Source organism: Candidatus Eisenbacteria bacterium, from assembly GCA_016867495.1.
GTDB lineage: Bacteria > Eisenbacteria > RBG-16-71-46 > CAIMUX01 > VGJL01 > VGJL01.
Window position 1 is genome coordinate 1 of sequence record VGJL01000028.1, and the last position, 21844, is coordinate 21844.

Below are 21844 nucleotides of genomic sequence, written 5' to 3' on the forward strand. Positions count from 1 at the left end.
CCTCCGGTGACCCGCACCTTCCTGACGCCGAACCGATGGGCCATGACGCCGATGATCCAGAGCACCTCGTGATACCGGAGGATCTCGTCATGGGAGATCTTCTGGATTCCTTGGGGGGGCATGCAATAGCTGCAGCGGAAGTTGCACCGGTCGGTCAATGAGACCCTGAGGTATCGGAGCATCTTCCCGTTGGCTTCGCAGCTCGTCATGGTCGGCCTACAGAAGACGGACGGCATCGATCGGGAAGTCCACCGTCACCTCTCGATGCAGGTTCAGCCCCATCCCATCGTAGGAGGCGCGGCTCATGACGACCGTGAAGGTCTCACCCGCCTCCACCTCGATCCAGACCGTCTCCCCCTGGGACCTGATGCAGGTCACCTTCCCTGAGAAGGCGTTCGGGGAGCCGCCCGAACCGATGCTCGCGACCACGCGGATCGCGTCCGGCCCGATCGAGATCGAGGCGGCGTCCCGAGGCCCCCCGGCGGGGAGCCACACCTTGAGCCCCCGGCGCGTGACGAACGTGCCGTTCTCACAGCGACCGCGGAAGACGTTCTCGAGAAACTCCGGGCTGAAGCCTCCATCCTTCAGTGTCAAAGTCCGATCGGCCAGGCCGAGGGCCAGATGCAGATCGTGGGTCGTGAAGACCGCCGTGGTCTTCGTCTCGGCGAGGATCTCCGCGATGATTCTCTGGGACGCTCTGTCCAGATGGGCCATCGGCTCGTCAAGCAGCAGGATCTCCGGCTCCGCGATGAGCACCCGTCCCAACGCCACGCGCTTCTGCTCCCCTCCGGAGAGCGATCGCGGGCCTGCCGGCGCCTGCATCGCGAGGTGAAGCCGCTCGCACATCGAGTGGACGCGGGCGCTGACCTCAGCCTGGCGGAGGCCGCGCATCCTGAGCGGATAGGCGAGGTTCTCAGCGACGGTCCCGCGGAAGATCCAGGGTTGCTGTCGAAGCAGCCCGATGGCTCCGCGGGAGGGGACCCCCTCCGGCTTGCCGGCCCGGTTGCGGCCGCCGACTTCCTGCCCCTTGAAGAGGAATCGCTCGCACGCCTTCGGCTTCTCCAGCAAGGCCAGGATTCGAAGAAGGGTGGTCTTCCCGGAGCCGTTTGGCCCGACCACGGCCAGCTTCTCGCCCGCCGCGAGATGAAACTCCTCCAGGGCCAGTCGGAATCGTTGGTCGGGGGCGGACGACGCCCCGCCGTATTCGAATCTCAGGCCCCTGATCTCATACACGTTCGCCTCGCCCTCGGAGCTGTACGGCCATGTTGATCATGAGAACCAGAATGCAGAGGAGGATCCCGAGCGCGATCGCGCGGGAGTAGTTCCCCTGGCCCGTCTCCAGCGCGATAGCGGTCGTCGCCGTGCGAGTCACTCCCTTGATGTTTCCCCCGAGCATCAGCGAGATCCCGATCTCCGATGCGACGCGGCCGAAGCCGGTCATGACCGCCGTCGTGATCCCCGTGCGGGTCTCGGTGATCGTCTTCCAAAACGCCGCCGGGGGGGGCGCTCCCAGGAGGATCGCTTCTTCGTGGATCGTCCGGATGTTCGGAGCGAGGACGCCGTACACAAGCGCCGTCAGGAGCGGGATGATGAGAATCGTCTGGCCGATGACGATCGCGGCCGGGGTGAAGAGAAGATCAAGGCGCCCCAGCGGCGCGTTGCGGGCGATCCATCCATAGACGAAGAGCGCCACGATCACGGTCGGCACCGCGAGCGCCGTCTTCACGCCGGCCAGGACGAACTGCTTTCCTCGAAAGGACCGCGTGGCCAGGAGAAACCCCAGAGGCAGGCCGATCGCCGAGGCGAGAAGCGTGGAGCTGACGGCCACGCGGAGAGTCGTTCCGATGACCCCGAGGATCTCGCGATCGAGATGGAGAAGCGTCCTTACGCCCTCGACCAAGCTGTCGATCAGAAACCCCACCGTCCCCGCTCCGATCGTGCCCTGTTGACCATCACTCCTTGCCCTCCGGGGGCGCCACTGGCAGGAATAGGGGGCGGCCCTTCACCCGGTAGCCCGCGATCCGGGACTGTCCCTCCGGCGAGAGCAGCCAGTCGATCAGGCGCGTGGCTCCTTCATGGTTGCCCCTCGGGCGTCGATCAGGCGACACCGCGATGATGGAATAGGAGTTGGCGAGGGCGGGATCGCCCTCGAGGAGAATCGCGATCTGAAGCGCGTCCTGGCGCGCCAGGTAGGTCCCCCGGTCCCCGAGGGTGTAAGCGCCCCTCTCGCTCGCCATCACGAGACAGGTCCCCATCGCCTGTCCGATCTCGACGTACCACCGACCGCCGGGCTCGATGCCCGCCGCCCTCCAGATCTCCCTTTCCCTCTTGTGCGTCCCGGAGCTGTCCCCGCGGGAGACAAAGGGGGCTCCCTTGGCTGCGATCCGCTGGAACGCTTCGGCGGCCGTCCGGCACCCGGCGATCGAGGCGGCGTCCGAGGGGGGACCCAGGATCACGAAGTCGCTCTGCATGAAGGGGATCCTGGCCAGGCCGAACTTCCGCCGCACGAACGCGAGCTCAGCCTCGGGATCATGGGTCAGGACAGCGTCGACATCGCCGTTCTCACCGTACTTGAGCGCGACTCCGGTGCCGACTGCGACATAGTCCACATGCACGCCGGTATCCCGCTCGAATGCCGGGAGTAGCGCGTCGAGAAGACCGGAGTTGGCGGCTGAAGTCGTTGTCGCGAGCAACACCCTCGACGAACCGAGCGCGACCCCTTCCATGGCCGGTAGGCAAGCGAGCAAGGCAATCACGACGGCCCGCGGCACTTGCGATCCCCGCATCGATCCTCCCCGGCACCCTTTCCACGGCCCCGCGCGGATTCTGTGCCGTGCTTGACATAACAGGTTTCGTCCCTATGCTGTCAAGAACCGAGCGACAAGCTGATCCTGAGGCTACCAACCGGATCCGGATCGGGACGGGCGACCCGAGGCTGACGGCCGCCGCGATCCGGCCCGCAAAGAGGTTCCCTGCTCTGATGACCCCTGACGATGCGAGCGCCGCTCCGATCCTCGATCCGGGGCGCGTCCCTGAGCCGGAGGAGGCTACGGCCCCGCCGGACGGATCGATGGCCCGCCCCATGATGATCACCAGGCTCGCCTCGGGGCGCCGTGAGCAGTGCGAGGACTGGATCGTCCGGGAGGAGCGCCTCGACCTCTACATCAACGGCAAGCGACTCGTGGCCCTGGTTTGCCTGCCGAGCGACCTGGAGGCCTTCGTTATCGGCTTCCTGGTGAATGAGGGGATCCTCGAGCCTCCCTACCAGGCAGGCCTCTCCATCGATCTGGCGATTGGACGGATCGACGCGGAGGGGGCCTTCGTCGGGGGAGCGATCCGCGACTTCTATGCCAAGAAGACGCTGACATCGGGATGCGGCAGCGGCGTGACAGGGCTGGATCTGGACCAGCCGACGCGCTGCCTCAAGGTGAACACCGACCTCGTGATCCGCCCGGAGACGATCTCCTCCTTCATGCGGGTCCTCAAGACGGAGGCGTCGCTCTATAAGCTGACAGGAGGAGCCCACATCGCCGCCCTCGCGGACGCCGAGGGCCGCCCGCTCTTGACCGCACAGGACATCGGACGCCACACCGCCGTCGACAAGGTCGTCGGCAAGGCGGTCCTGTCCGGCATCGACCCGGGCCGCTGCGTCCTCTTCTGCTCCGGAAGGCTCTCCTCGGAAATCACCGCGAAGGCGATCCACGCGCGCACCCCGGTCCTCGTGTCCCGCGCCGCCCCCACCGACCTCTCGGTCCGACTCGCCCGCCGCTATCTCCTCAGCCTCGTCGGCTTCGCGCGCGGCGATCGCATGAACGTCTATTCGGTTCCCGAGAGGATCCTCGGAGGAGATTCGCAAATAGCCGTTTGACAGGGTCGGCATCGATGCCCGAGAGTTAGCCTCCGATACCGGAACGGGGGTGCTGGGCCGTGGATGATTCCAAGCCGAACCCGGAGACCGGACAGGCGTCGCGGGAACGGCATTCGAGCGGGATGGGCGCCACTCGTCCGCGCTGGCTCGACCGAGTCGAACCGGTGCTCGTCTTCCTGATCTGCCTGCACAGCCTCATCGTCGGCCTCATTCTCCTGCTGGCGCCAGGCTTCTCGGTGCGCCTCGCCGGCTGGCAGGACGTGCGGCCGCTTTTCTTCCCGCGCCAGGCAGGCATCTTCCATATCGTCCTCGCGGCCGGATACGCGACCGAGTACCTCCGCAGACGGGGGATCTCGCTCATCCTGATCGCCAAGTCGACCGCATTCTGCTTCCTCGTCGTGATGTCGCTCGCCGCCCCGACGCCCTGGGCCGTCCCATTCTGCGGCGTCTTCGACGGCCTGATGGCTGTCGCCGTCCTCCTGCTCCGCAAGTGGATTCAGGCTAATCCTGCGGTCGCGGCCTCGACTCAGAGAGGCGACCGCGCCCCCAGGCGGCCCGGGGGGGGAGCCTTGGCCGGAGGAGCCTAAGGGATGCCGCAGCCGGCGCTCATACTGACCGGCGCGTCCGGCTTTGTCGGCCGCCATCTGCTCGCAGAGCTGAAGGGGGACTATCGTATCTTCGCGATCGCGCGGCGGTCGCAGAGGGAGTGTGGCGCGCCGATCGACCCGAACATCGCATGGATGCAGGTCGATCTGGGCGACAGGGAGGATCTGGGCCGCGCTCTCCGCGAGATCCAGTCGGCTGGCGGAGCGAAGTTCCTGATTCACCTGGGCGCCTATTACGACTTCACGGGGGACCGGCATCCCGAGTACCAGCGGACGAACATCGGTGGAACCAGTAACATCCTCGATCTCGTCCGGCCGCTGCGCCTCGAGCGGCTCTTCTTCGCAAGCTCGGTCGCGGCGCACCGGTTCCCGCGGAGAGAAGGACCGATCACGGAGGCGACCCCCCCCGACGGGCCGCACGTCTATGCATGGAGCAAGCGCGAGGGGGAGAGGTTGATCCGCGAGTGCCCCAAAGTTCCGAGCTGCATCGTACGTTTCGGCGCGATGTTCAGCGATTGGTGCGAGTATCCGCCACTCTACAGCTTCCTCCAGACATGGCTCGGACGCTCCTGGCGCGCCCGCGCCCTGCCCGGAAAGGGAAACGCCGCGATCCCCTACATCCACGTCTGGGATGCCGTCAGGTTTCTGAGGCGACTCCTGGAGGTCCATGACAGGCTCGGCCAGGCCGAACCGGTCATCGCCTCCGCCGCGGGCTCCACCCCGATCAAGGATCTCTTCCACCTCGCGACGCGACACTTCTTCGGGCGGCCCCAGAATCCGCTTTTCGTGCCGCCTCCTGTCTGCGCCCTTGGGCTTCACGCCACCGATCTCATGGGCCGCGTCTCGGGGCACCGGCCGTTCGAGCGGCCGTGGATGCATTCCTACATTGACAAGCGAATGGAGGTCGAGAACACGAAGACCCGCGCGGCCCTCGAGTGGTCTCCGCTGGCGCGCTATCAGATCGAGAGGCGGTTTCCCCTCATGATCGAGCGCCTCCGCAGCGAGCCGCTGGAGTGGCGCGCGCGCAACGAGGCCGCCATGAGGCGAGAGGCCGACCGGCCGGGGCTGCGTGTCTACAAGACGCTCATCGCGGTGGAGGAAGAGGTGATCGCGGCAATGGCGAGGATCCTCGACTCCCCGTCGGGGGCCGATCTCCTGGCCGCCTTCCGAAAGCTCGACGCAGCCGAATTCCGCTGGATCGTGAGGCTGCTCTTCCGGCTCGTACTGACAACGATCCAGACCAGCAACAGGCTCCTTGTCCTGAACTACATGGAGGTCACCTGCGCCGACCGGTTCCGCGCCGGCATCCGGCCGGAGGAACTGCGCAATCTCCTCAAGCTCTTGAACGACACGATCCTCGAGAGCCTCGAGGGAAGGCCGGATTTCGCGAACCTGGGCCAGACGATCTACGATCAGATCACCGTCCCCTTGCAGCTCGCGATGGACGAGGTCCGGGAGCAGCACGATCGGTTCCAGGAGGGAGGAGTCGCGCCCGCTGAAGCCGCTGCGACCTCGCCCCTCGAGGGGCTTTCGCCGCGCGAGGCCCTCGAGCAGACCATCTTCAGCTGCCTGGTGCAGAGGAAGTAGCCCCTTGCCAGGCCGCGCCCCCGTGGGAGATCCGTGAGACTCCCCTTCCGCGCAAGGCTCCTCATGGGATTCGGCCCCGTGGTCCTGGTCATGGGGGCGACCAGCACATTCGCCGGTCTCTCCTTCATCGGCCACACGGTCATGAAGGAAGCCAAGCTCCGCGTCGAGATGGACCTGAACGGCGCCTGGTCGGCCTACGGCGAGGAGATGAACCGGCTCCAGGTCGTCGTCGGCATATCGGCACAGAGGGAGGCGATGCAAAGCGCCACCCGGACCGGGCGGGTGGGGGGATCCATCGCCTCGGAGTTCGAGACCTTTCGCAGGAAGTACGATCTGGACTACCTGACCGTGACCGACGAGAACGGGGTCGTGCTCTTGCGGTCGCGCTACCCCCACGCGAAAGGCGACACCCTCAGAGACGATCCAGTCATCGAGAAGGCGCTCGGAGGGGCGGCGAGCTCCGGCACTCTGCTCCTCTCACCCGAGAGACTGAGAAAGGAAGGAGACAATCTCGACGAGCGCGCCTTCATCCCGCTCGTCTACACCGAGAGGGCGATCCCGACCGACCGGGCCGTCGAGCCGAGGGGTATGGCTCTGGAGGCCGCGATGCCCATCCTCAACGACCGGGGAGACGTGACGGGGACGGTCTACGGAGGGGTTCTCCTGAACCGCAAGTTCGATCTCGTCGACCGGATCCGGCGCAACGTCTTCGGCGACAAGAGCTTCGGCGACCGTCCCGTCGGAACCGTGACCCTCTTCCTCGGCGACGTGAGAATCGCCACGAATGTGACCCTCGACACGGGGGCGCGCGCGCTGGGAACGCGGGTCTCCGAGGCCGTCGCGACCAGGGTTCTCGATCGCGGGGAGCGCTTCGCCGACCGCGCGTTCGTCGTGAACGACTGGTATCTATCCGCCTACGATCCGATTCGAGATCCCAGGGGCGAGGTGATCGGCATCATCTACGTCGGGCTGCTGGAGAAGACCTACTCGGGATACAAGTCGACCCTCGTCCGGCAGTACCTGGGAATCAGCCTCCTTGCCCTCCTCGTCTGCGTGGCCGTGACCCTGACTCTCTCGAGCGACTTCCGGCGACCCATTCTTCGCCTGGTCAAGGCTACGAGGGAGATCTCCGCGGGCAACCTGAACGCGCGCGTGACGCCGGTCCGGTCGAGCAGGGAGATCCACGAGCTGGGGAAGGCGTTCAACCTGATGGCCGAGGCGCTCGAGAGCGACAGGGCCAAGATGAACGTGACCTCGATCGTCCTCCAAAGGGCCTATGCGGCGGCCGAAGAACGGAACAAGGCCTACATGGAGATGCTCGGCTTCGTCACGCACGAGCTCAAGTCCCCCCTCGCCTCGATCGTCTTCGCGATCCACGGGCTCCGCGACCGGATCCTGGGCCCGCTGACGCCCGAGCAGGAGGCGCTCCTGAAGTCCGCCTCGACGAGCGCGGACTATCTCCAGGCTACGATCTTCAACTACCTCAATCTGACCAGGATCGAGGAAGGCGGCGTGCGCCTGCGACTCTCGAGGGTGGCTGCGCTCGACGAGGTGATCCGTCCCGTCCTCGAGGGGCTCTCGGAGCTCTCTGCCGACCGAGGGATGCGGATCGAGTCCGCGATCCCGGCGGAGGCCGGAGGCGTCTGGGACAGGGATCTCGTGCGGGCGGTCTTCCAGAACCTGCTGTCGAACGCCATCAAGTACGGCAGGGAGGGAGGAAGGATCCGCCTCTCCTGGCGCAGGGACGAGGAGTCGCGATTGCAGCGATTCTCCGTCTGGAACGAGGGGTGCGGATTCGATCCGGACTCCGCGCGGCGCCTCTTCCAGAAGTTCTCCCGTCTGCACGCGGGCGGCGAGGACACCAAGAGCGGGACAGGACTCGGACTCTTCGTCTCGGCGAGGATCGTGGAGAAGCACGGCGGCGCGATCTCGGCGCGCTCGGATCCGGGGCAGTGGGCCGAGTTCGTCGTCTCGCTTCCCGACGCGGCCCCGGGGTTGGAGGAGGCGGGCGCCGGCGAGCCTTCCGCTAGCGGCTAGAGCAGACACGCCCCGGAGAAGGCGCTCTAGGCGCCGGCCGGCCCTGGACTCCCCGAGGCCTCCAGGGTCTTCGCGATCAGGGCGAGGATGTCGGCCGGCTTCACCGGCTTCTCGACGAAGGCGTCGACCGGCAGCAGGGCGGTTCCGACCATCTCGCTGAAGTTCACGTGGGTCCTCGCTGTCACGCTGGTCAGCATGATCACCGGGATCTTGGAGAAGGCGCTGTAGGGCGATCCCGCCCCCCCCGTGCGCAGCTCGCTCAGGACGCGAAAACCGGCGACGAAGTCCTCCATGATCACGTCGAGGATGATGATGTCGGGAGAGACCTCGACGATCTTCCGAAGCCCCTCGGCGCCCGAGTAGGCGGCCTCGAACGCATACCCCTTCGCCGTGAAGACGAGCTTGAAGACATTCACGAGATTGACGTCGTCGTCAATCATCAGGACCTTCTTACCCTGCGTCATGCAACTCTCCCGGCCGTATGGGCCTGCAGTCGCGAATCCCGCTCCCGCGCAGCACGATCCTAGACGACCGCGGCGCCGCTGAGAAGATCGGACTTCCCGGGATGCCGGAGCGGCCGCCTGAACCGGGCCAATCCACCCGGAATCCGCGCTATCGTCCTCCCAGCTCCCGCACGGCCTCGACGATTCCCCTCGAGGCCTCCTCGATGACTCCCCCCTCGGAAGGGAAGCCGAGGGAGAAGCGGACCCCGCCCGCGAGGTGCCGCTCGGGAACGCGCATGGCGCGCAGGACGTGCGAGTGCGCGGTGGAGCCCGCGTCGCATGCCGCCCCCGTCGACGCGCTGATCCCCTTGAGATCAAGAAGCTGGACCAGGGTCGCGCCTTCGATCCCCTCGAAGGCGATACAGGTCGTGTTCGCTACCCGGTCGGCCCCCGATCCGATCGCCATCGCCCCTCTCAGCCGAGAGACGATCGCCGCCTCGAGGGCATCCCGAAGCGGTGAGAGGGAGCGCGCGTAGGTCTCCGCGCGCGCGGATGCCAGCTCCGCGGCTCTGGCGAATCCCACGGCGGCGGCCACGTTCTCCGTGCCCGGGCGCAGGCCGCCCTCCTGTCCGCCGCCTTGGAGCAGCGGACGCGGCCGGACGGCCCCGCGACACCAGAGGGCGCCGATTCCCTTAGGCCCTCCGATCTTGTGCGCCGAGAGGCTCAGCAGATCGACGCCGAGATCGCTCACGCTGACGATCATCTTCCCGACGCCCTGGACGGCGTCGGTGTGAACGAGCACGCCGCGCGGGTGGGCCTGACGGGCGACCTCTCCGACAGGCTGAAGGCATCCGGTCTCATTGTTTGCGAGCATGAGGCTCACCAGCGACACATCGCCCTCTTCCAGCGCAGCCTCCACGCCCGTGAGAGGGACGACGCCGTCAGGCGCGGGGTCGATCCGGCGGACGATCGTTCCCTGCCGCTCGAGATCGGCCGCGCATTCCAGCACAGACGCATGCTCGATCGACGAGACGAGGAGCGCTCCCGGCATCCCATGCATCGTCCCCCTGAGGGCCAGGTTGTTCGCCTCGGTTCCCCCGGAGACGAAGAAGAGATCCTCCGGAGTCGCTCCGATGAGGGCCGCGACGGAGGCGCGCGCCCGCTCCAGCGCCTCTCGCGCCCTGCGGCCCGGCGCATGGAGGCTCGAAGGATTCCCCGGCAGATCCCGCAGCGCGGCCGCCATCGCGTCGAGAACCTCGGGCAGGAGGGGCGTGGTGGCGTTGGCGTCCAGGTCAATCCGGATCATCGCTCTCCAGAAGCCCCCGCAGATGGGAGGCGAAGGCCTGATCCGAGGCGGCGAAGATCTCCTTCATAGCGGCTTCGTACTGATCGAGGAGAGCGAGGCCGCGGGCGGTCAGGCGCGTCCCGGCGTCCGCGCCCCGGCCGACCTTCGAGTCGACGAGGGAAAGGCCGAGGCGACGTTCCGAGAGCCTCAGCCTTCCCCAGAGACCCCGATAGGAGATCCCCAGCCTTTCGGCCGCGGCCTTGATCGAGCCCGAGTCACGGATCGCCTGCAGGATGCGATGGCGGCCGAGCCCATAGACGACCTTGCCGTCCCCGTCCTCGATCCAGATGCTCGTCCGGATCCTCATCTCCCAGGGCCTCCTTTCTCGAGTCTTCCCTGCGCCCGCCCCTCCCAGGGGCTCATGATAGCGCACCCACCATCCGTGTGCCCGGCGCGCGGGCGCACGACTGGTGAGCGCTCGTCCTCGGAGGAATCTAATGCGGGGACCGGCCGTCTTCTTCGATGATCCCCTCGTCATGGAGACGCAGATCGTCTTCTAGACGGACTCGACTACGCCGGAGACGCGAGCAGGCGCGCCGGCCGGTTCCTCTCTCAGTCGCCCTCGATCTCCGCCAGGAGATCCAGCTCCGGGGCGGCGTGCCGATCCCCGATTCCTTCGGCGATGAGCGTGTGGGTCGTGGCGCGCGCGATCCTGACGCGCCGCACGGTCCCCGGCCGATCATCCCCCAGGCTCGGCATGACGACCGTCTTGAAGTCGTCAGCCTTCCCGCGGACACAACCAGGATTCCGCCGGGAAGGACCCTCCACCATGACATCGACCTCGCGACCGACCCACCGGCCGTACCGCTCCGCCGAGATCTCTTCCTGGAGGGCGATCATCTCGCTCAGGCGCCGCCCTTTCTCCCGATCAGGGACGTCGTCGGGCAGCTTCCGGTGGGCGTAGGTGCCCGGCCGCGGAGAGTAGCGGAAGAGGAAGGCGCTGTCGAAGCGCACCTCGCGCATGAGGGAGAGGGTCTCCTCGAACTCCGCCGGGGTCTCCCCCGGGAAGCCGACCATCAGATCCGTCGTGAGGGCGACATCGGGAAGCGCCGCGCGGATCGTCCCGACCAGCGCGAGGTAGTCGGCCCGGGTGTGGCCGCGCCGCATCGCCGCGAGGATCCTGTCCGCGCCGCTCTGCACGGGGAGGTGGACGTGGCGGCAGAGATTGGCGTGCCTCGCCATGGCATCGAAGACCTCGGGGGTGAAGTCCGCGGGATGAGGCGACGTGTAGCGGACCCGGACGAGACCCTCGATCCGCGCGATCCGATCGAGCAGGGCCGCGAAGTCGACCTCTCCATCGAGGTAGGAGTTCACCGTCTGGCCGAGGAGCGTGACCGCGATCGCCCCCCCGTGGACCAGATCCTCGATCTGCGTCAGGATCTCCTCGTGAGGAAGGCTCTTCTCGCGGCCGCGGACGAGGGGAACGACACAGAAGGAGCAGAACCGGTCGCATCCCCGCATGATCGGAACCCACGCGTGGACCTCTCCCCTCCGCGCGGCGGGGAGGCCGAGGTAACGCTCGTCCCGCGCGAGCGCGAGATCGACCAGGGGCCCTTCGTCCCGGCGCGAGAGGATCTCGGCGAGCCTCCTGTAGGAGTCCGGGCCCACCAGGATGTCCAGCTCCGGGAGCCGGCGCAGGAGATCCTCCCCGAGGTGGCGAGCCATGCATCCCGCAAGCCCGATGCGCAGGTCCGGGCGATACCGTTTCATCAGGCCGAGCTGCCGGACCCGTCCCGCCACCCGTTCCTCGGCCCTCTCGCGCACGGCGCAGGTGTTGAGGATGACCACGTCGGCGAGGGCCGGGTCCGAGACGACCGACCAGCCGGCTTTGGTCAGAAGGCCCGTGATCATCTCCGTGTCGGCCTCGTTCATCTGGCAGCCGTAGGTCTCCAGGTAGATGCGCGGGGGCGTCTCGTTCACGCGCCCGCTCCAGGATCGCCTCCGGGCGGCCGACCGGACTGGATCTCCCCCGCCATCCTGCGGGGATCGTCCACGTAGCGCAGGATGACCCCGACGCGCTCCCCGTCGGGGAAGCGACCCTCCACCGAGACGCGTATGTAGGTGTCGGTGACCCCTTGCGCGGGGCGCCCCCGCCGGGCGCTTCCCTCGATGCGGATCTCGTGGAACTCCCCGTCCGATCGCTTGAGGTAGTCGCGCCTCAGCCCGTCGTCGAGGATTGAAAGGGCGCGCGAGCGGTCCTTCGCAACCCCGCGCGGCACCGGATCGCCGAGACGGGACGCCGAGGTGCGGGGCCTCTCCGAGTAGCCGAAGATGTGGAGATAGGCGGGCCTCACTTCCTCGAGCAGCCTCAAAGTCCTCCCGAATGCCTCCTCGCTCTCTCCGGGGAAGCCGACCATCACGTCGGCGCCGATGGCCACGCCGGGAATCGCGCGGCGCGCCGCCTCGACGACGCGCCGGTAGTCGTGCGGCCCGTAGGGGCGTCCCATCCGCTTCAGGATCGCGGCGTCGCCGCTCTGGAGCGGAAGGTGAAGATGGCGGCAAAACCGAGGCGAACCGGCGATCGTCTGCAGCAGCTCATCGTCGACCCAGCGAGGCTCGAGCGAGTTGAGCCGGATCCTCCCTAACCCCGGAACCGCGAGGAGGCGCCGCAAGAGCCCCGCGAGCGACACCCGCTCTCCTTCGCCGATGCCCGCGTAGGACGCCGTGTGGATGCCTGTGAGCGTGATCTCCTCGTGCCCGGCCTCGACGAGCGTCCGCGCTTCATCCACGACCTCCGCGGGGTCTCTGCTCACGCCACGGCCCCGCAGCGCGGGAATGACGCAGTAGGTGCACCGTTCATCGCATCCGTCCTGCACCTTGATCGCCGCGCGGGTGCGATACCCGCTCGCCGACTTCCCGTGGCGCAGAAAGCGGCTCGCGGTCGGATCGGGGTCAAAGAGAATCCCTGCGCATCCCCGCGGATCGTCCTCCGCCGATGCGAGGATCTCGGGAAGCCGCCACTTGTCGGCGTTTCCCACGACAAGGTCGGCCCCCAGCCGCGCCGCTTCCTCAGGCGCGAGCTGCGCGTAGCAGCCGGTGACCACCACCCTGCCTTCGCGTCGCGTCCGCGCCGCGCGCCGGATCATCTGCCGCGCGTCGGATTCCCCCGCGCGGGTGACGCCGCAGGTGTTCACGATCGTCAGGTCGGCCGGCGCGCCGAAAGGGACGAGACGATACCCGCGATCGCGGAGACCCCCGAGGAGACACTCGATCTCCTCCTGATTCGCCCGGCAGCCGAGGCTGCAAACGGCGACGGTCCGCTCCGCGCGCGTCGCCTCCGACCGCTGCGGCGCATGGAGATCGCCGTAGCTTTCGTCTCCGCGTTCCACTCCGCTCCCTTCGGGCATCCTTCGAGGCGAACAGACGCCTCGATTCCTCGTTCGTGCATCGTAGAGATCCCGCGCTCGCGAGGTCAATAAGCCTGGCCGTTACGCCCCGCACCGGCGATATCAGTTTCTCTTGCCGGTTGGAGGCGGTTCATGTTATCAGTCTGCTTTGGGATGTTCGAGGATCTGGATTAGGGGTTCTAATCGCCGATCAGGGGCGGGGGAAGCCATGCAAGTCGAGACGCTCAAGGTCTATTGCGACGTGATCGAAACCCAGAGTTTCTCCAAGGCCGCAATGCTGAACTACATAAGCCAGTCGGCGGTGAGCCAGCAGATCCGGGGCCTCGAGGAGAAGTACGACAGGAAGATGATCGAGCGCGGCAAGCGCAGCCTCGCCCCGACTCAGGCGGGCCACATCCTCTACGAGGGGGCCCGGGAGATCCTGGAGAGACTCCGCCTTATGGAGAATCGGATCCAGGTCTTAAGCAAATCAATTGCTGGAACCCTGCGCCTCGCGACGATCTACAGCGTCGGGCTCCATGAGCTCCCCCCCTACCTCAAGGAGTTCCTCCGCAGATACCCCTCAGCGAACATCCACGTCGAGTACAGCCGCGCCAACAAGATCTATGACGATCTCGTCAGCGGGACGATCGATCTCGGCATCGTCGCCTATCCCGTGAGACGCAGCGGCATCGACGTCATTCCTTTCCGCGAGGACCAGCTCGTGATGATCTGCGCGCCCGATCATCCCCTCGCGAAGTCGAAGAAGATCGAGATCTCCAAGATCTCGCGCAGCCGCTTCGTCGCTTTCGAGCGCGACGTTCCGACCCGCAGGGCGATCGACCGCGTGTTGCGCCAGCGGGGAGTCCCCGTCGAGATCGTCATGGAGTTCGACAACATCGAGACGATCAAGCGCGCGGTCGAGATCGGCGCGGGGATCAGCATCGTTCCCGCCCTCACAATCCGCGGAGAGGCGCAGAACGGCACCCTCGTCTCGATCGAGCTGGCCGGAGGAGATCTCAAGCGCCCCCTCGGGATCCTCTGCAAGAAGGGGAAGGAAAGAACCCAGGTGATGGAGCGCTTCCTCGACCTCGCACAGGAGTTCGCCGGCGGTTAGCTCGCCCAAAGACAACCTCATTCGACCGAACTGACGTATTGATGCGCGCTTGATTGGAGCGGGGAGGATTTTGCTTGCATCCCTCCCCCGCCGGTTCTAGCGTGCCCCTTTGCCAACCCGTGAGGGTTCTTGTTCCTTCGTTCGCCGCGGCTTCGGCCGTCGGGGACGAGATGAGACCGATGAAGGAGCGCCGCGCGATCGCGGCGGACCATAGAGGTTGTCGCAGAAGCCGCAGGAGGAGTGGGGCGCATGGCACCAAAGGAGTTTGGTGACGAGGGGCCGAAGCAGATCCTAGGTTCCCCAGCCGTCGACGATCAGGCAGCCGATCAGGCCAGGCCCGGGCTGGCGTTCCGTCGCCACTTCACCAAGCCCGGAATCGATCCATTCGAAACCCTCAGCTGGGAGCTGAGGACGGCGATCATCACCAATGAGGCGGGCGAGGTGATCTTCGAGCAGGCGGGCGTGGAGTTCCCCCGCTCCTGGTCGATGATCGCCACGAACGTGGTCGCGTCGAAGTACTTCCACGGCGCGGCGGACGCGCCGGACAGAGAATACAGCCTCAGACAACTGATTACGCGCGTTGTAGATACGGTCGCCCGGTGGGGGCGCGAGCTGGGCTACTTCGCATCGAGCGAAGATGTCGAGGCCTTCCACGACGACCTCAAGCACATGCTCCTGCACCAGATGCTCTCTTTCAACAGCCCCGTCTGGTTCAACGTCGGCGTCGAGGAGAAGCCGCAGTGCTCCGCCTGCTTCATCAACTCGGTCGAGGACACGATGGCCTCGATTCTCGAGCTGGCCAAGACCGAAGGGATGCTCTTCAAGTGGGGTTCGGGGAGCGGGACCAACTTCTCTCCGCTCCGATCGAGCAAGGAGCCGCTCTCCGGCGGAGGAACCGCATCGGGGCCGGTCTCGTTCATGAGGGGCTACGACGCATTCGCGGGCGTCATCAAGAGCGGTGGGAAGACCCGGCGCGCCGCGAAGATGGTGATCCTCAACGTCGACCATCCCGACATCGTCGAGTACATCGGAAGCAAGGCGGAGGAGGAGAAGAAGGCCTGGGCGCTGATCGATGCCGGCTACGACGGCTCCCTGACGGGGATCGCGTACAACAGCGTCTTCTTCCAGAACGCCAATCACTCGGTCCGGGTGACGGATGACTTCATGTGGGCGGTCGAGACCGACGGCCCATGGCAGACGCGCGGCGTGATGACAGGGGCGGTGATCGAGAGCCACCGGGCCCGAGACGTCTTCCGCCGGATGGCGGAGGCCGCGCACACCTGCGGCGATCCAGGGATTCAGTTCGACTCGACGATCAACACCTGGCACACATGTCCCAACAGCGGGAGGATCAACGCATCCAATCCCTGCAGCGAATACATGTTCCTCGACGACACCGCGTGCAATCTGGCGAGTCTGAACCTGATGCGCTTCCGCACGCCGAGCGGCGATCTGGATGTCGATTCCTTCTGCCACGCGGTCAACACGATCATCCTCGCGCAGGAAATCCTCGTCGATTGCGCCTCCTATCCCACGCCCAGGATCACCCAGAACAGCTATGACTACCGCCCGCTGGGGCTGGGGTACGCGAATCTGGGCACCTTCCTCATGGCGCGCGGGATTCCCTACGACAGCGACACGGGCCGCCACATCGCTTCCGCGATCACCGCCCTGATGACGGGCACGGCCTACCGGACCTCGGCTGAGGTCGCATCGATCACCGGCCCGTTCCGCGGATTCGCCGCGAATCGCGAGCCGATGCTCGCCGTCATCGCCCGGCACCGGAGCCACGTGGCGAAGATCAATCCCTCGCTCGTGCCCGAGATCCTCCTCCGCAGCGCCCGCCGGGTCTGGGACGACGCCCTCGAGACCGGCGAGCGGTGGGGCTATCGGAACGCCCAGGTCACCGTCCTGGCGCCGACGGGAACCATCGCCTTCATGATGGATTGCGACACGACCGGGGTGGAGCCGGACATCGCCCTCATCAAGTACAAGCGCCTCGTGGGCGGCGGGGTTCTGAAGATCGTCAATCAATCGGTCGCGGAGGCTCTCCAGTACCTGGGCTACGGCGAGATCCAGGCCCGGGAGATCCTCGATTACCTCGAAAAGCACGAGACCATCGAGGGGGCCCCCCACCTCCGTCCGGAGGACGTCCCGATCTTCGATTGCGCCTTCAAACCGAGAACGGGCCAGCGCTTCATCGACCACATGGGCCACGTGAAGATGATGGCGGCAGTCCAGCCCTTCCTCTCCGGGGCGATCAGCAAGACCGTCAACATGCCCCGGGAAAGCACGGTCGATGAGATCGAGCAGGTTTATGCGACTGCATGGAAGATGGGCCTGAAGGCGATCGCCATCTACCGGGACGGCTGCAAGCGGACACAGCCCCTCAGCACATCGATGGACGGCGAAGGCGCCGCGCCGAGGCCGGCCGCCCGCCCCACACGCCACCGGCTCCCCGACGAGCGCGCTTCGATCACGCACAAGTTCTCGATCGGGGGCCACGAGGGATACGTCACGGTAGGGCTCTATGAGGACGGCAAGCCCGGCGAGATCTTCATCGTGATGGCCAAGGAGGGAAGCGTCGTCTCCGGTCTTGTCGATTGCTTCGCGACGGCCGTCTCCATCGCCCTCCAGTACGGGGTCCCCTTGAAGGTGCTCGTGGACAAGTTCATCCACTCGCGCTTCGAGCCGTCGGGTTTCACGAACCACCCGGAGATCCGCTACGCCAAGTCGATCACCGACTACATCTTCAGGTGGCTTGCCCACAGGTTCCTGCCGGATCACGAGGTCGTCCAGAACGGGAAGGGAAACGGAGAGGCGCCCCATTTTCCCACCACGGCGGTGCTGCCGTCCGACGTGGGAACCGGGCCGGCGCCGGAGGAGAGCCGGCCGCCCACGGAGCAAGCGATCTTCCACATGGAGACCGACACGCCGGCCTGTCCGGTCTGCGGCTCCTTGATGGTTCGCTCGGGCAACTGCGCCCGCTGCCACAACTGCGGCACATCGAGCGGGTGCGCGGGCTAGCCCATCTCGCCCCCGGCCGCGGGGGAAGCGGATACCGGATGAAGATCTACACGCGCACAGGGGATGACGGAGAGACCGGCCTCCTGGGTCCCGTCCGCGTCCCGAAGGATCATCTCCGGGTCGACGCGTACGGAGAGATCGACGAGCTCAACGCCCACATCGGAGCGATCCGAAGCGCCATCGAGGATGGGGCCGCGGACACCCTCCTCATGACTCTCCAGAACCGGCTCTTCGATGCCGGCGCCGAGCTGGCGCGACCGCGAGGGACGCCGGTCTCCGGCAGAGACCTGAGCGCCGATGACGTCGCGGCGCTCGAGCGCGAGATCGACCGGATGGCTTCGGAGATGCCCCCCCTTCGGGAGTTCGTGATCCCCGGGGGGTGCGAGGCCGCATGCAGGGCCCACCTGGCGCGGGTGGTCTGCCGCCGCGCGGAGCGGGCCGTCGTGCGGCTCCTGAGAGTGGAGCCGGGCGAGACCGAGGTCTTGCGCTATCTCAACCGGCTCTCGGATCTGCTCTTCACGTTCGCGCGCTGGGCGAACGCGAGGGCGGGCGTGGCGGACGCGGTCTGGAGGGGCCGGCGTCCCTGAGGGGAGAGAAGAACCAAGGGGGACTGCGCGGACCGTTCTACATTCTTCCGGCGCCAAGGACGGCGGACCGCGGGCGCGGTCTGGTCTCAAGGACGGGTCCGGGAGAAGGGGCGGCCGCCGGTCCCCCGTCCTCCCGCCACATCCCGAATCCAGTTGACCTTCCCATCGCCCGAGGGGCAACCTCACCGCAGCCGGACGGCGAGGAGGAGATGATGATGGAAGGCCTGCACGTGGTCGCCAACCGGGACGTCACCAAGATCACTCTCGAAGGCGTTCCGGATCGCCCCGGAATCGCGGCGGAGATCTTCGGCACGCTGGGTGCCCAGGGATACAACGTCGAGCTCGTGGTCTCGACGGGCGGGTCCGTGGGACGGGGCGACATCAGCCTCGCCGTCAGCCGCGGCCAGGAGGAGGCGATCCTCCGCGCGCTCGAGGCGCTTCGCGATGAAGTGGGCGCCCAGGCTCTGCGCGCGAGCTCGACGGTCTCCCTGGTCAGCATCGTCGGACAACACCTCTCGACGGAGCCCGGGATCGCGGGACGCGTCTTCCGCGCCCTCTCGGCCCGCGGGATCAACATCGAGGTGATCTCCACTTCCATGTCCTCGGTGACCTGCATGATCGACGAATCGCGGACCGAGGAGGCGGTCGCCGCCCTCCGAGAGGAGTTCAAGACCGCCGGGTGACGCGCATCGGGGCCGCGGCCCCGCTTCCGACAATGGTCCGCAGCGACCCGCTTCTGCTAGTCTTGTGTCGTTCGGCTGCGTCGGAGAGGCTCCCCCGCCCCCTCTGGGCGGCGAGCGCGCCCCGAAGAGACCCCAAGGAGAATCGACATGGATCCGAGCCGCGAGACGGAACAGAGACTCGATGCCCGAACCACCTGCTCGAAGCCCGCGCGACCCGTCCCGAAGCGGGAGGGCGAGGCGCCCGCGGCCGGGCCTCCACCGGAACCGACCACGCTCTCGAACGTTCCGCTCCAGCTCCTCTACGTCGAGGAGGATGTGTCCGGGCAGGAGAAGAAGCGCGCCGAGAGACCCGGCGCCTACCCGTTCACCCGGGGGATCCACCGCGATATGTATCGGGGCAAGGTCTGGACCATGAGGATGTTCGCCGGCTTCGGATCTCCGGAGGACACGAACCGCCGCTTCCACTACCTCCTAGGCCACGGACAGACAGGGCTCTCGACGGCCTTCGACATGCCGACCCTGATGGGGTACGACCCCGACGAGCCGATGAGCCTCGGCGAGGTCGGACGCGAGGGGGTCTCGATCGCATCGCTGGAAGACACGGAGATCCTCTTCAAGGGCATCCCCCTGGATCAGGTGACGACGTCGATGACGATCAACGCGACCGCGATCATCATGCTGGCCTTCTATGTCGCGGCGGCGGAGAAGCAGGGGGTCGGGCCGGACAAGCTCCGGGGAACGCTGCAGAACGACATCCTGAAGGAGTTCATCGCGCAGAAGGAGTGGATTTCGCCTCCAGAGCCGGCGATGCGGATCATCCGCGACATGCTCGTCTACTGCACCCGGGAGATGCCCCTCTGGAACACGATCTCGATCAGCGGCTACCACATCCGCGAAGCGGGGTCGACGGCGGTCCAGGAGCTTGCCTTCACGCTCGCCGACGGGATCGGCTATCTCCAGGCGGGCATCGAGGCGGGCCTCGAGGTCGATGCCTTCGCTCCGCGCCTTTCCTTCTTCTTCGACGTCCACAACGACTTCTTCGAGGAGATCGCCAAGTTCAGGGCCGCCCGCAGGATGTGGGCGAAGATCGTCCGCGAGCGCTTCGGGGCCAAGAACCCCCGCTCCTGGCTGCTCCGCACCCATGCGCAGACCGCAGGCGTGGCGCTGACGGCGCAGCAGCCCTACAACAACGTCGTCCGAGTGACCCTGCAGGCCCTGGCGGGCGTCCTCGGGGGCACGCAGTCGCTCCACACGAACTCCCTGGACGAGACCTACGCCCTGCCGACCGAGGGAGCGGTCAAGATCGCCCTGAGGACCCAGCAGATCATCGCGGATGAGAGCGGCGTTCCGGCGGTCGTCGACCCGCTCGGCGGCTCCTACTACGTCGAGTGGCTCACCGATGAGGTGGAGAGACGCGCCTGGGAGATCATCGAGAGGATCGACGCGATGGGCGGCATCGTCGCCGCCATCAACCAGGGCTACCCGCAGCGCGAGATCGCGGCCTCGGCCTATCAGTTCCAGCGCCAGGTCGAGGTTGAGGAGCGGATCATCGTCGGGCTCAACCGCTACGCCGACGAAGACGAGGCGCCGATCCCGACCCTGAGAATCGATCCCGAGGTCGAGAGGCGCCAGATCGAGCGCATCCGGGCCCTTCGTTCGCGCAGGGACCCGAAGAAGGCGGAGACGGCCTTGAGGGCCGTGGAAGATGCCTGCAGGGGCGACGCCAATCTCGTCTATCCGATCCTCGACGCCGTCAAGGTGGGCGTCACTCTGGGCGAGATCTGCGCGATCTTCCGGAAGGTCCTGGGCGTCTACCGAGACCCGGCGATCCTCTAAGGGTCGACGACCGCGACCGGGCTCGGGTCGCCGACGGACTCCCGGCGAGCCTCGGCGGAATGGGCCAAATGGAGGAAGGCCCACCCTCGCGGGCGGGCCTTCCTCTTCACTCGACTACCGGGTCGTCACTACCGGTACGTCGCCTTGATCTTCCCCCAAGTCGTGTTCTGCGTCGGGACCGGCGGGCAGTCATCGACGCAGTCCTCGCCCGGGACCCACAGGTAACCGCCCTGCCTTGTGCACTCTTCCTCGGTCAGAACAAGGCACGTTCCGTCCGTGAAGCAGCACGCGCCAGGCGGAGGAGGCGACGGACACGGATTGTTCGGCACGCACGGACCGCCGAACCAAACGAGCGGCGGCACGCAGAGCGCCTCGAGGACGAAGAAGCACTCGCCCGTGGCGAGGTCGCAGCAGGCTCCCGGCTGCGGGCAGGTGACGCCCGCGCAGTTGGAGCCCAGACCGTAGAACTCGCCGTTCTGCGCCATGCACTCCTCGGGCCTGACTTCGATGCAGAGACCGTTCGGCAGACAGCAGGCTCCGTAGCACTCGTCATACCTGACGTTCAGGAACGTCACATGGACGATCTCGCTGCTGACCAGATCGACCTCGTAGCTCGTCGGACCGACAGCCATCCAGCCCGGAGGCAGGTCCTCGAACACGGTGTAGTGCCCGAGAGGAATCCCGTGGAAGCAGACCTGCCCGTCGCCGTTGGTCTGCCTGCAAATGGTGTCGCCTTCCGGCGTCACGATGCAGAGCCACCAGCCGACCACGGGAGGATCGCCCGGATCGAGCTGCCCGTTGCAGTTCGCATCCCTGAACTTGTGGATGCAAAGGTTCCCCTGGGTCGCGCAGACGTAGAACGTGACCTCTGCGTTCGCCTCGTTCCCGCTCTCGTACGACCAGTACTCCACGCGGACCCAGTACTTGCCGTCGTTCAGGCCGTTCGGGACGACCCAGTTGCGGGTGATGTTGACGCCCGTCGCTCCCGGGTAGGTCTGGGACTCGAGGATCACGGTCCGGGTCGGGTCCTCGAGTTTGTAGTAGACGTACCGAGGAGTCGTCGCGTACTCGATGTTCCAGGAGATCTCCTCCGTGCCGCCAGGATTCACGATGCAGAAGGGCGGCTCAGGGTCGCGCCCGAGACTGATCGTCGCGTCGCGGTCTTGACCGAGCACCGGGGAAACGATAACGAGGATCAACAGCGCGCCCAGCGCGAGGCGGTTCCAACTCTTCATAGGCACCTCTCGGGAGAACTCGTGCGATATCTCCGCTTCGTCGTACTGTGAAGGGCCATGGGGCAGCCACGCCCCGTTCCATGGAACTTGTGTAACCTACATTCCGCATGTGCGCGCGAGGTGTTCCGGGAATTTCTGCCCTGCTGAC

General features: G+C 66.6%; 19 protein-coding genes. 9 read left to right on the forward strand and 10 right to left on the reverse strand.

Going from position 1 to position 21844, the window contains the following annotated elements; all coding sequences use genetic code 11:
• From FJY88_05070 to FJY88_05085, 4 genes are all read right to left on the reverse strand, one after another.
• Nucleotides 1-209, reverse strand: a 209-nt coding sequence (locus FJY88_05070) for a GTP 3',8-cyclase MoaA (GenBank protein MBM3286707.1), incomplete at its 3' end; no start/stop codon positions are given.
• 7 nt (nt 210-216) lie between these two features.
• Complete coding sequence (locus FJY88_05075) at nt 217-1233, reverse strand: ATP-binding cassette domain-containing protein (protein MBM3286708.1); 1017 nt, start codon at nt 1231-1233, stop codon at nt 217-219.
• Complete coding sequence (locus FJY88_05080; protein ID MBM3286709.1) at nt 1226-1921, reverse strand: ABC transporter permease; 696 nt, start codon at nt 1919-1921, stop codon at nt 1226-1228. Before FJY88_05080 ends, FJY88_05075 begins: the two co-directional genes overlap by 8 nt.
• A gap of 31 nt (nt 1922-1952) precedes the next feature.
• Nucleotides 1953-2786: a tungsten ABC transporter substrate-binding protein gene (locus FJY88_05085; protein ID MBM3286710.1), complete on the reverse strand. Its 834-nt coding sequence runs from the start codon at nt 2784-2786 to the stop codon at nt 1953-1955.
• Between FJY88_05085 and fdhD the strand changes: the two genes are divergently transcribed.
• From fdhD to FJY88_05105, 4 genes are read left to right on the forward strand one after another with little or no spacing between them, the layout of a single operon-like run.
• On the forward strand, nt 2633-3868 hold the full coding sequence (gene fdhD / locus FJY88_05090) for a formate dehydrogenase accessory sulfurtransferase FdhD (GenBank protein ID MBM3286711.1): 1236 nt from the start codon (nt 2633-2635) through the stop codon (nt 3866-3868). The two genes, FJY88_05085 and fdhD, sit on opposite strands and share 154 nt — an antisense overlap.
• Nucleotides 3869-3927: 59 nt before the next feature.
• Entirely contained in the window at nt 3928-4455 is a 528-nt protein-coding gene (locus tag FJY88_05095) for a hypothetical protein (GenBank protein ID MBM3286712.1), read from the forward strand.
• A 3-nt stretch (nt 4456-4458) separates the two neighbouring features.
• Nucleotides 4459-6060, forward strand: coding sequence for an NAD(P)-dependent oxidoreductase (locus FJY88_05100; protein ID MBM3286713.1), 1602 nt, complete (start codon nt 4459-4461; stop codon nt 6058-6060).
• 33 nt (nt 6061-6093) lie between these two features.
• Nucleotides 6094-8097: a HAMP domain-containing protein gene (locus FJY88_05105; protein ID MBM3286714.1), complete on the forward strand. Its 2004-nt coding sequence runs from the start codon at nt 6094-6096 to the stop codon at nt 8095-8097.
• A gap of 26 nt (nt 8098-8123) precedes the next feature.
• On the opposite strand, the gene FJY88_05110 is transcribed toward FJY88_05105, so the two are convergent.
• The 5 genes from FJY88_05110 to mtaB form a co-directional block, all read right to left on the reverse strand.
• The gene (locus tag FJY88_05110; protein ID MBM3286715.1) at nt 8124-8561 is read right to left on the reverse strand and encodes a response regulator; all 438 of its coding nucleotides are present in this window, start codon (nt 8559-8561) and stop codon (nt 8124-8126) included.
• A gap of 148 nt (nt 8562-8709) precedes the next feature.
• Complete coding sequence (locus tag FJY88_05115) at nt 8710-9846, reverse strand: cysteine desulfurase (GenBank protein ID MBM3286716.1); 1137 nt, start codon at nt 9844-9846, stop codon at nt 8710-8712.
• Nucleotides 9833-10363, reverse strand: coding sequence for a LysR family transcriptional regulator (locus FJY88_05120; protein MBM3286717.1), 531 nt, complete (start codon nt 10361-10363; stop codon nt 9833-9835). Before FJY88_05120 ends, FJY88_05115 begins: the two co-directional genes overlap by 14 nt.
• A 74-nt stretch (nt 10364-10437) precedes the next feature.
• A complete protein-coding gene (gene miaB, locus FJY88_05125; GenBank protein MBM3286718.1) occupies nt 10438-11805 on the reverse strand; it encodes a tRNA (N6-isopentenyl adenosine(37)-C2)-methylthiotransferase MiaB in 1368 nt (455 codons plus the stop codon).
• Nucleotides 11802-13232 (reverse strand): tRNA (N(6)-L-threonylcarbamoyladenosine(37)-C(2))-methylthiotransferase MtaB, encoded by a 1431-nt coding sequence (mtaB, locus tag FJY88_05130; GenBank protein MBM3286719.1) that lies wholly within the window; start codon nt 13230-13232, stop codon nt 11802-11804. Before mtaB ends, miaB begins: the two co-directional genes overlap by 4 nt.
• Nucleotides 13233-13440: 208 nt before the next feature.
• On the opposite strand from mtaB, the gene FJY88_05135 reads away from it, so the two are divergent.
• The 5 genes from FJY88_05135 to FJY88_05155 all read left to right on the forward strand — a co-directional run bounded on the left by FJY88_05135 (nt 13441) and on the right by FJY88_05155 (nt 20461).
• Nucleotides 13441-14328 (forward strand): LysR family transcriptional regulator, encoded by an 888-nt coding sequence (locus tag FJY88_05135; GenBank protein ID MBM3286720.1) that lies wholly within the window; start codon nt 13441-13443, stop codon nt 14326-14328.
• Between the two features lie 249 nt (nt 14329-14577).
• A complete protein-coding gene (locus FJY88_05140; protein MBM3286721.1) occupies nt 14578-17355 on the forward strand; it encodes a vitamin B12-dependent ribonucleotide reductase in 2778 nt (925 codons plus the stop codon).
• 38 nt (nt 17356-17393) lie between these two features.
• Nucleotides 17394-17942, forward strand: a complete 549-nt coding sequence (locus tag FJY88_05145; GenBank protein MBM3286722.1) for a cob(I)yrinic acid a,c-diamide adenosyltransferase — start codon at nt 17394-17396, stop codon at nt 17940-17942.
• Between the two features lie 209 nt (nt 17943-18151).
• Nucleotides 18152-18625 carry an ACT domain-containing protein gene (locus FJY88_05150; protein ID MBM3286723.1) on the forward strand — a complete coding sequence of 158 codons (474 nt, stop codon included), beginning with the start codon at nt 18152-18154 and terminating at the stop codon, nt 18623-18625.
• Nucleotides 18626-18772: 147 nt separating this feature from the next.
• Entirely contained in the window at nt 18773-20461 is a 1689-nt protein-coding gene (locus FJY88_05155) for a methylmalonyl-CoA mutase (protein MBM3286724.1), read from the forward strand.
• Between the two features lie 128 nt (nt 20462-20589).
• Here FJY88_05155 and FJY88_05160 read toward each other — a convergent pair whose 3' ends face one another.
• Complete coding sequence (locus tag FJY88_05160) at nt 20590-21696, reverse strand: hypothetical protein (GenBank protein MBM3286725.1); 1107 nt, start codon at nt 21694-21696, stop codon at nt 20590-20592.
• Nucleotides 21697-21844 lie beyond the last annotated feature (148 nt).

Bases quoted from the DNA above. Each gene is read 5' to 3' on its own strand.
- FJY88_05155 (MBM3286724.1), top strand. From the start codon at position 18,773: ATGGATCCGAGCCGCGAGACGGAACAGAGACTCGATGCCCGAACCACC.
- mtaB (MBM3286719.1), bottom strand. From the start codon at position 13,232: ATGCCCGAAGGGAGCGGAGTGGAACGCGGAGACGAAAGCTACGGCGAT.
- FJY88_05160 (MBM3286725.1), bottom strand. From the start codon at position 21,696: ATGAAGAGTTGGAACCGCCTCGCGCTGGGCGCGCTGTTGATCCTCGTT.
- FJY88_05135 (MBM3286720.1), top strand. From the start codon at position 13,441: ATGCAAGTCGAGACGCTCAAGGTCTATTGCGACGTGATCGAAACCCAG.
- FJY88_05140 (MBM3286721.1), top strand. From the start codon at position 14,578: ATGGCACCAAAGGAGTTTGGTGACGAGGGGCCGAAGCAGATCCTAGGT.
- fdhD (MBM3286711.1), top strand. From the start codon at position 2,633: ATGCCGGGAGTAGCGCGTCGAGAAGACCGGAGTTGGCGGCTGAAGTCG.
- FJY88_05115 (MBM3286716.1), bottom strand. From the start codon at position 9,846: ATGATCCGGATTGACCTGGACGCCAACGCCACCACGCCCCTCCTGCCC.
- FJY88_05145 (MBM3286722.1), top strand. From the start codon at position 17,394: ATGAAGATCTACACGCGCACAGGGGATGACGGAGAGACCGGCCTCCTG.
- FJY88_05110 (MBM3286715.1), bottom strand. From the start codon at position 8,561: ATGACGCAGGGTAAGAAGGTCCTGATGATTGACGACGACGTCAATCTC.
- FJY88_05100 (MBM3286713.1), top strand. From the start codon at position 4,459: ATGCCGCAGCCGGCGCTCATACTGACCGGCGCGTCCGGCTTTGTCGGC.
- FJY88_05120 (MBM3286717.1), bottom strand. From the start codon at position 10,363: ATGACGAGGGGATCATCGAAGAAGACGGCCGGTCCCCGCATTAGATTC.
- FJY88_05085 (MBM3286710.1), bottom strand. From the start codon at position 2,786: ATGCGGGGATCGCAAGTGCCGCGGGCCGTCGTGATTGCCTTGCTCGCT.
- FJY88_05150 (MBM3286723.1), top strand. From the start codon at position 18,152: ATGATGATGGAAGGCCTGCACGTGGTCGCCAACCGGGACGTCACCAAG.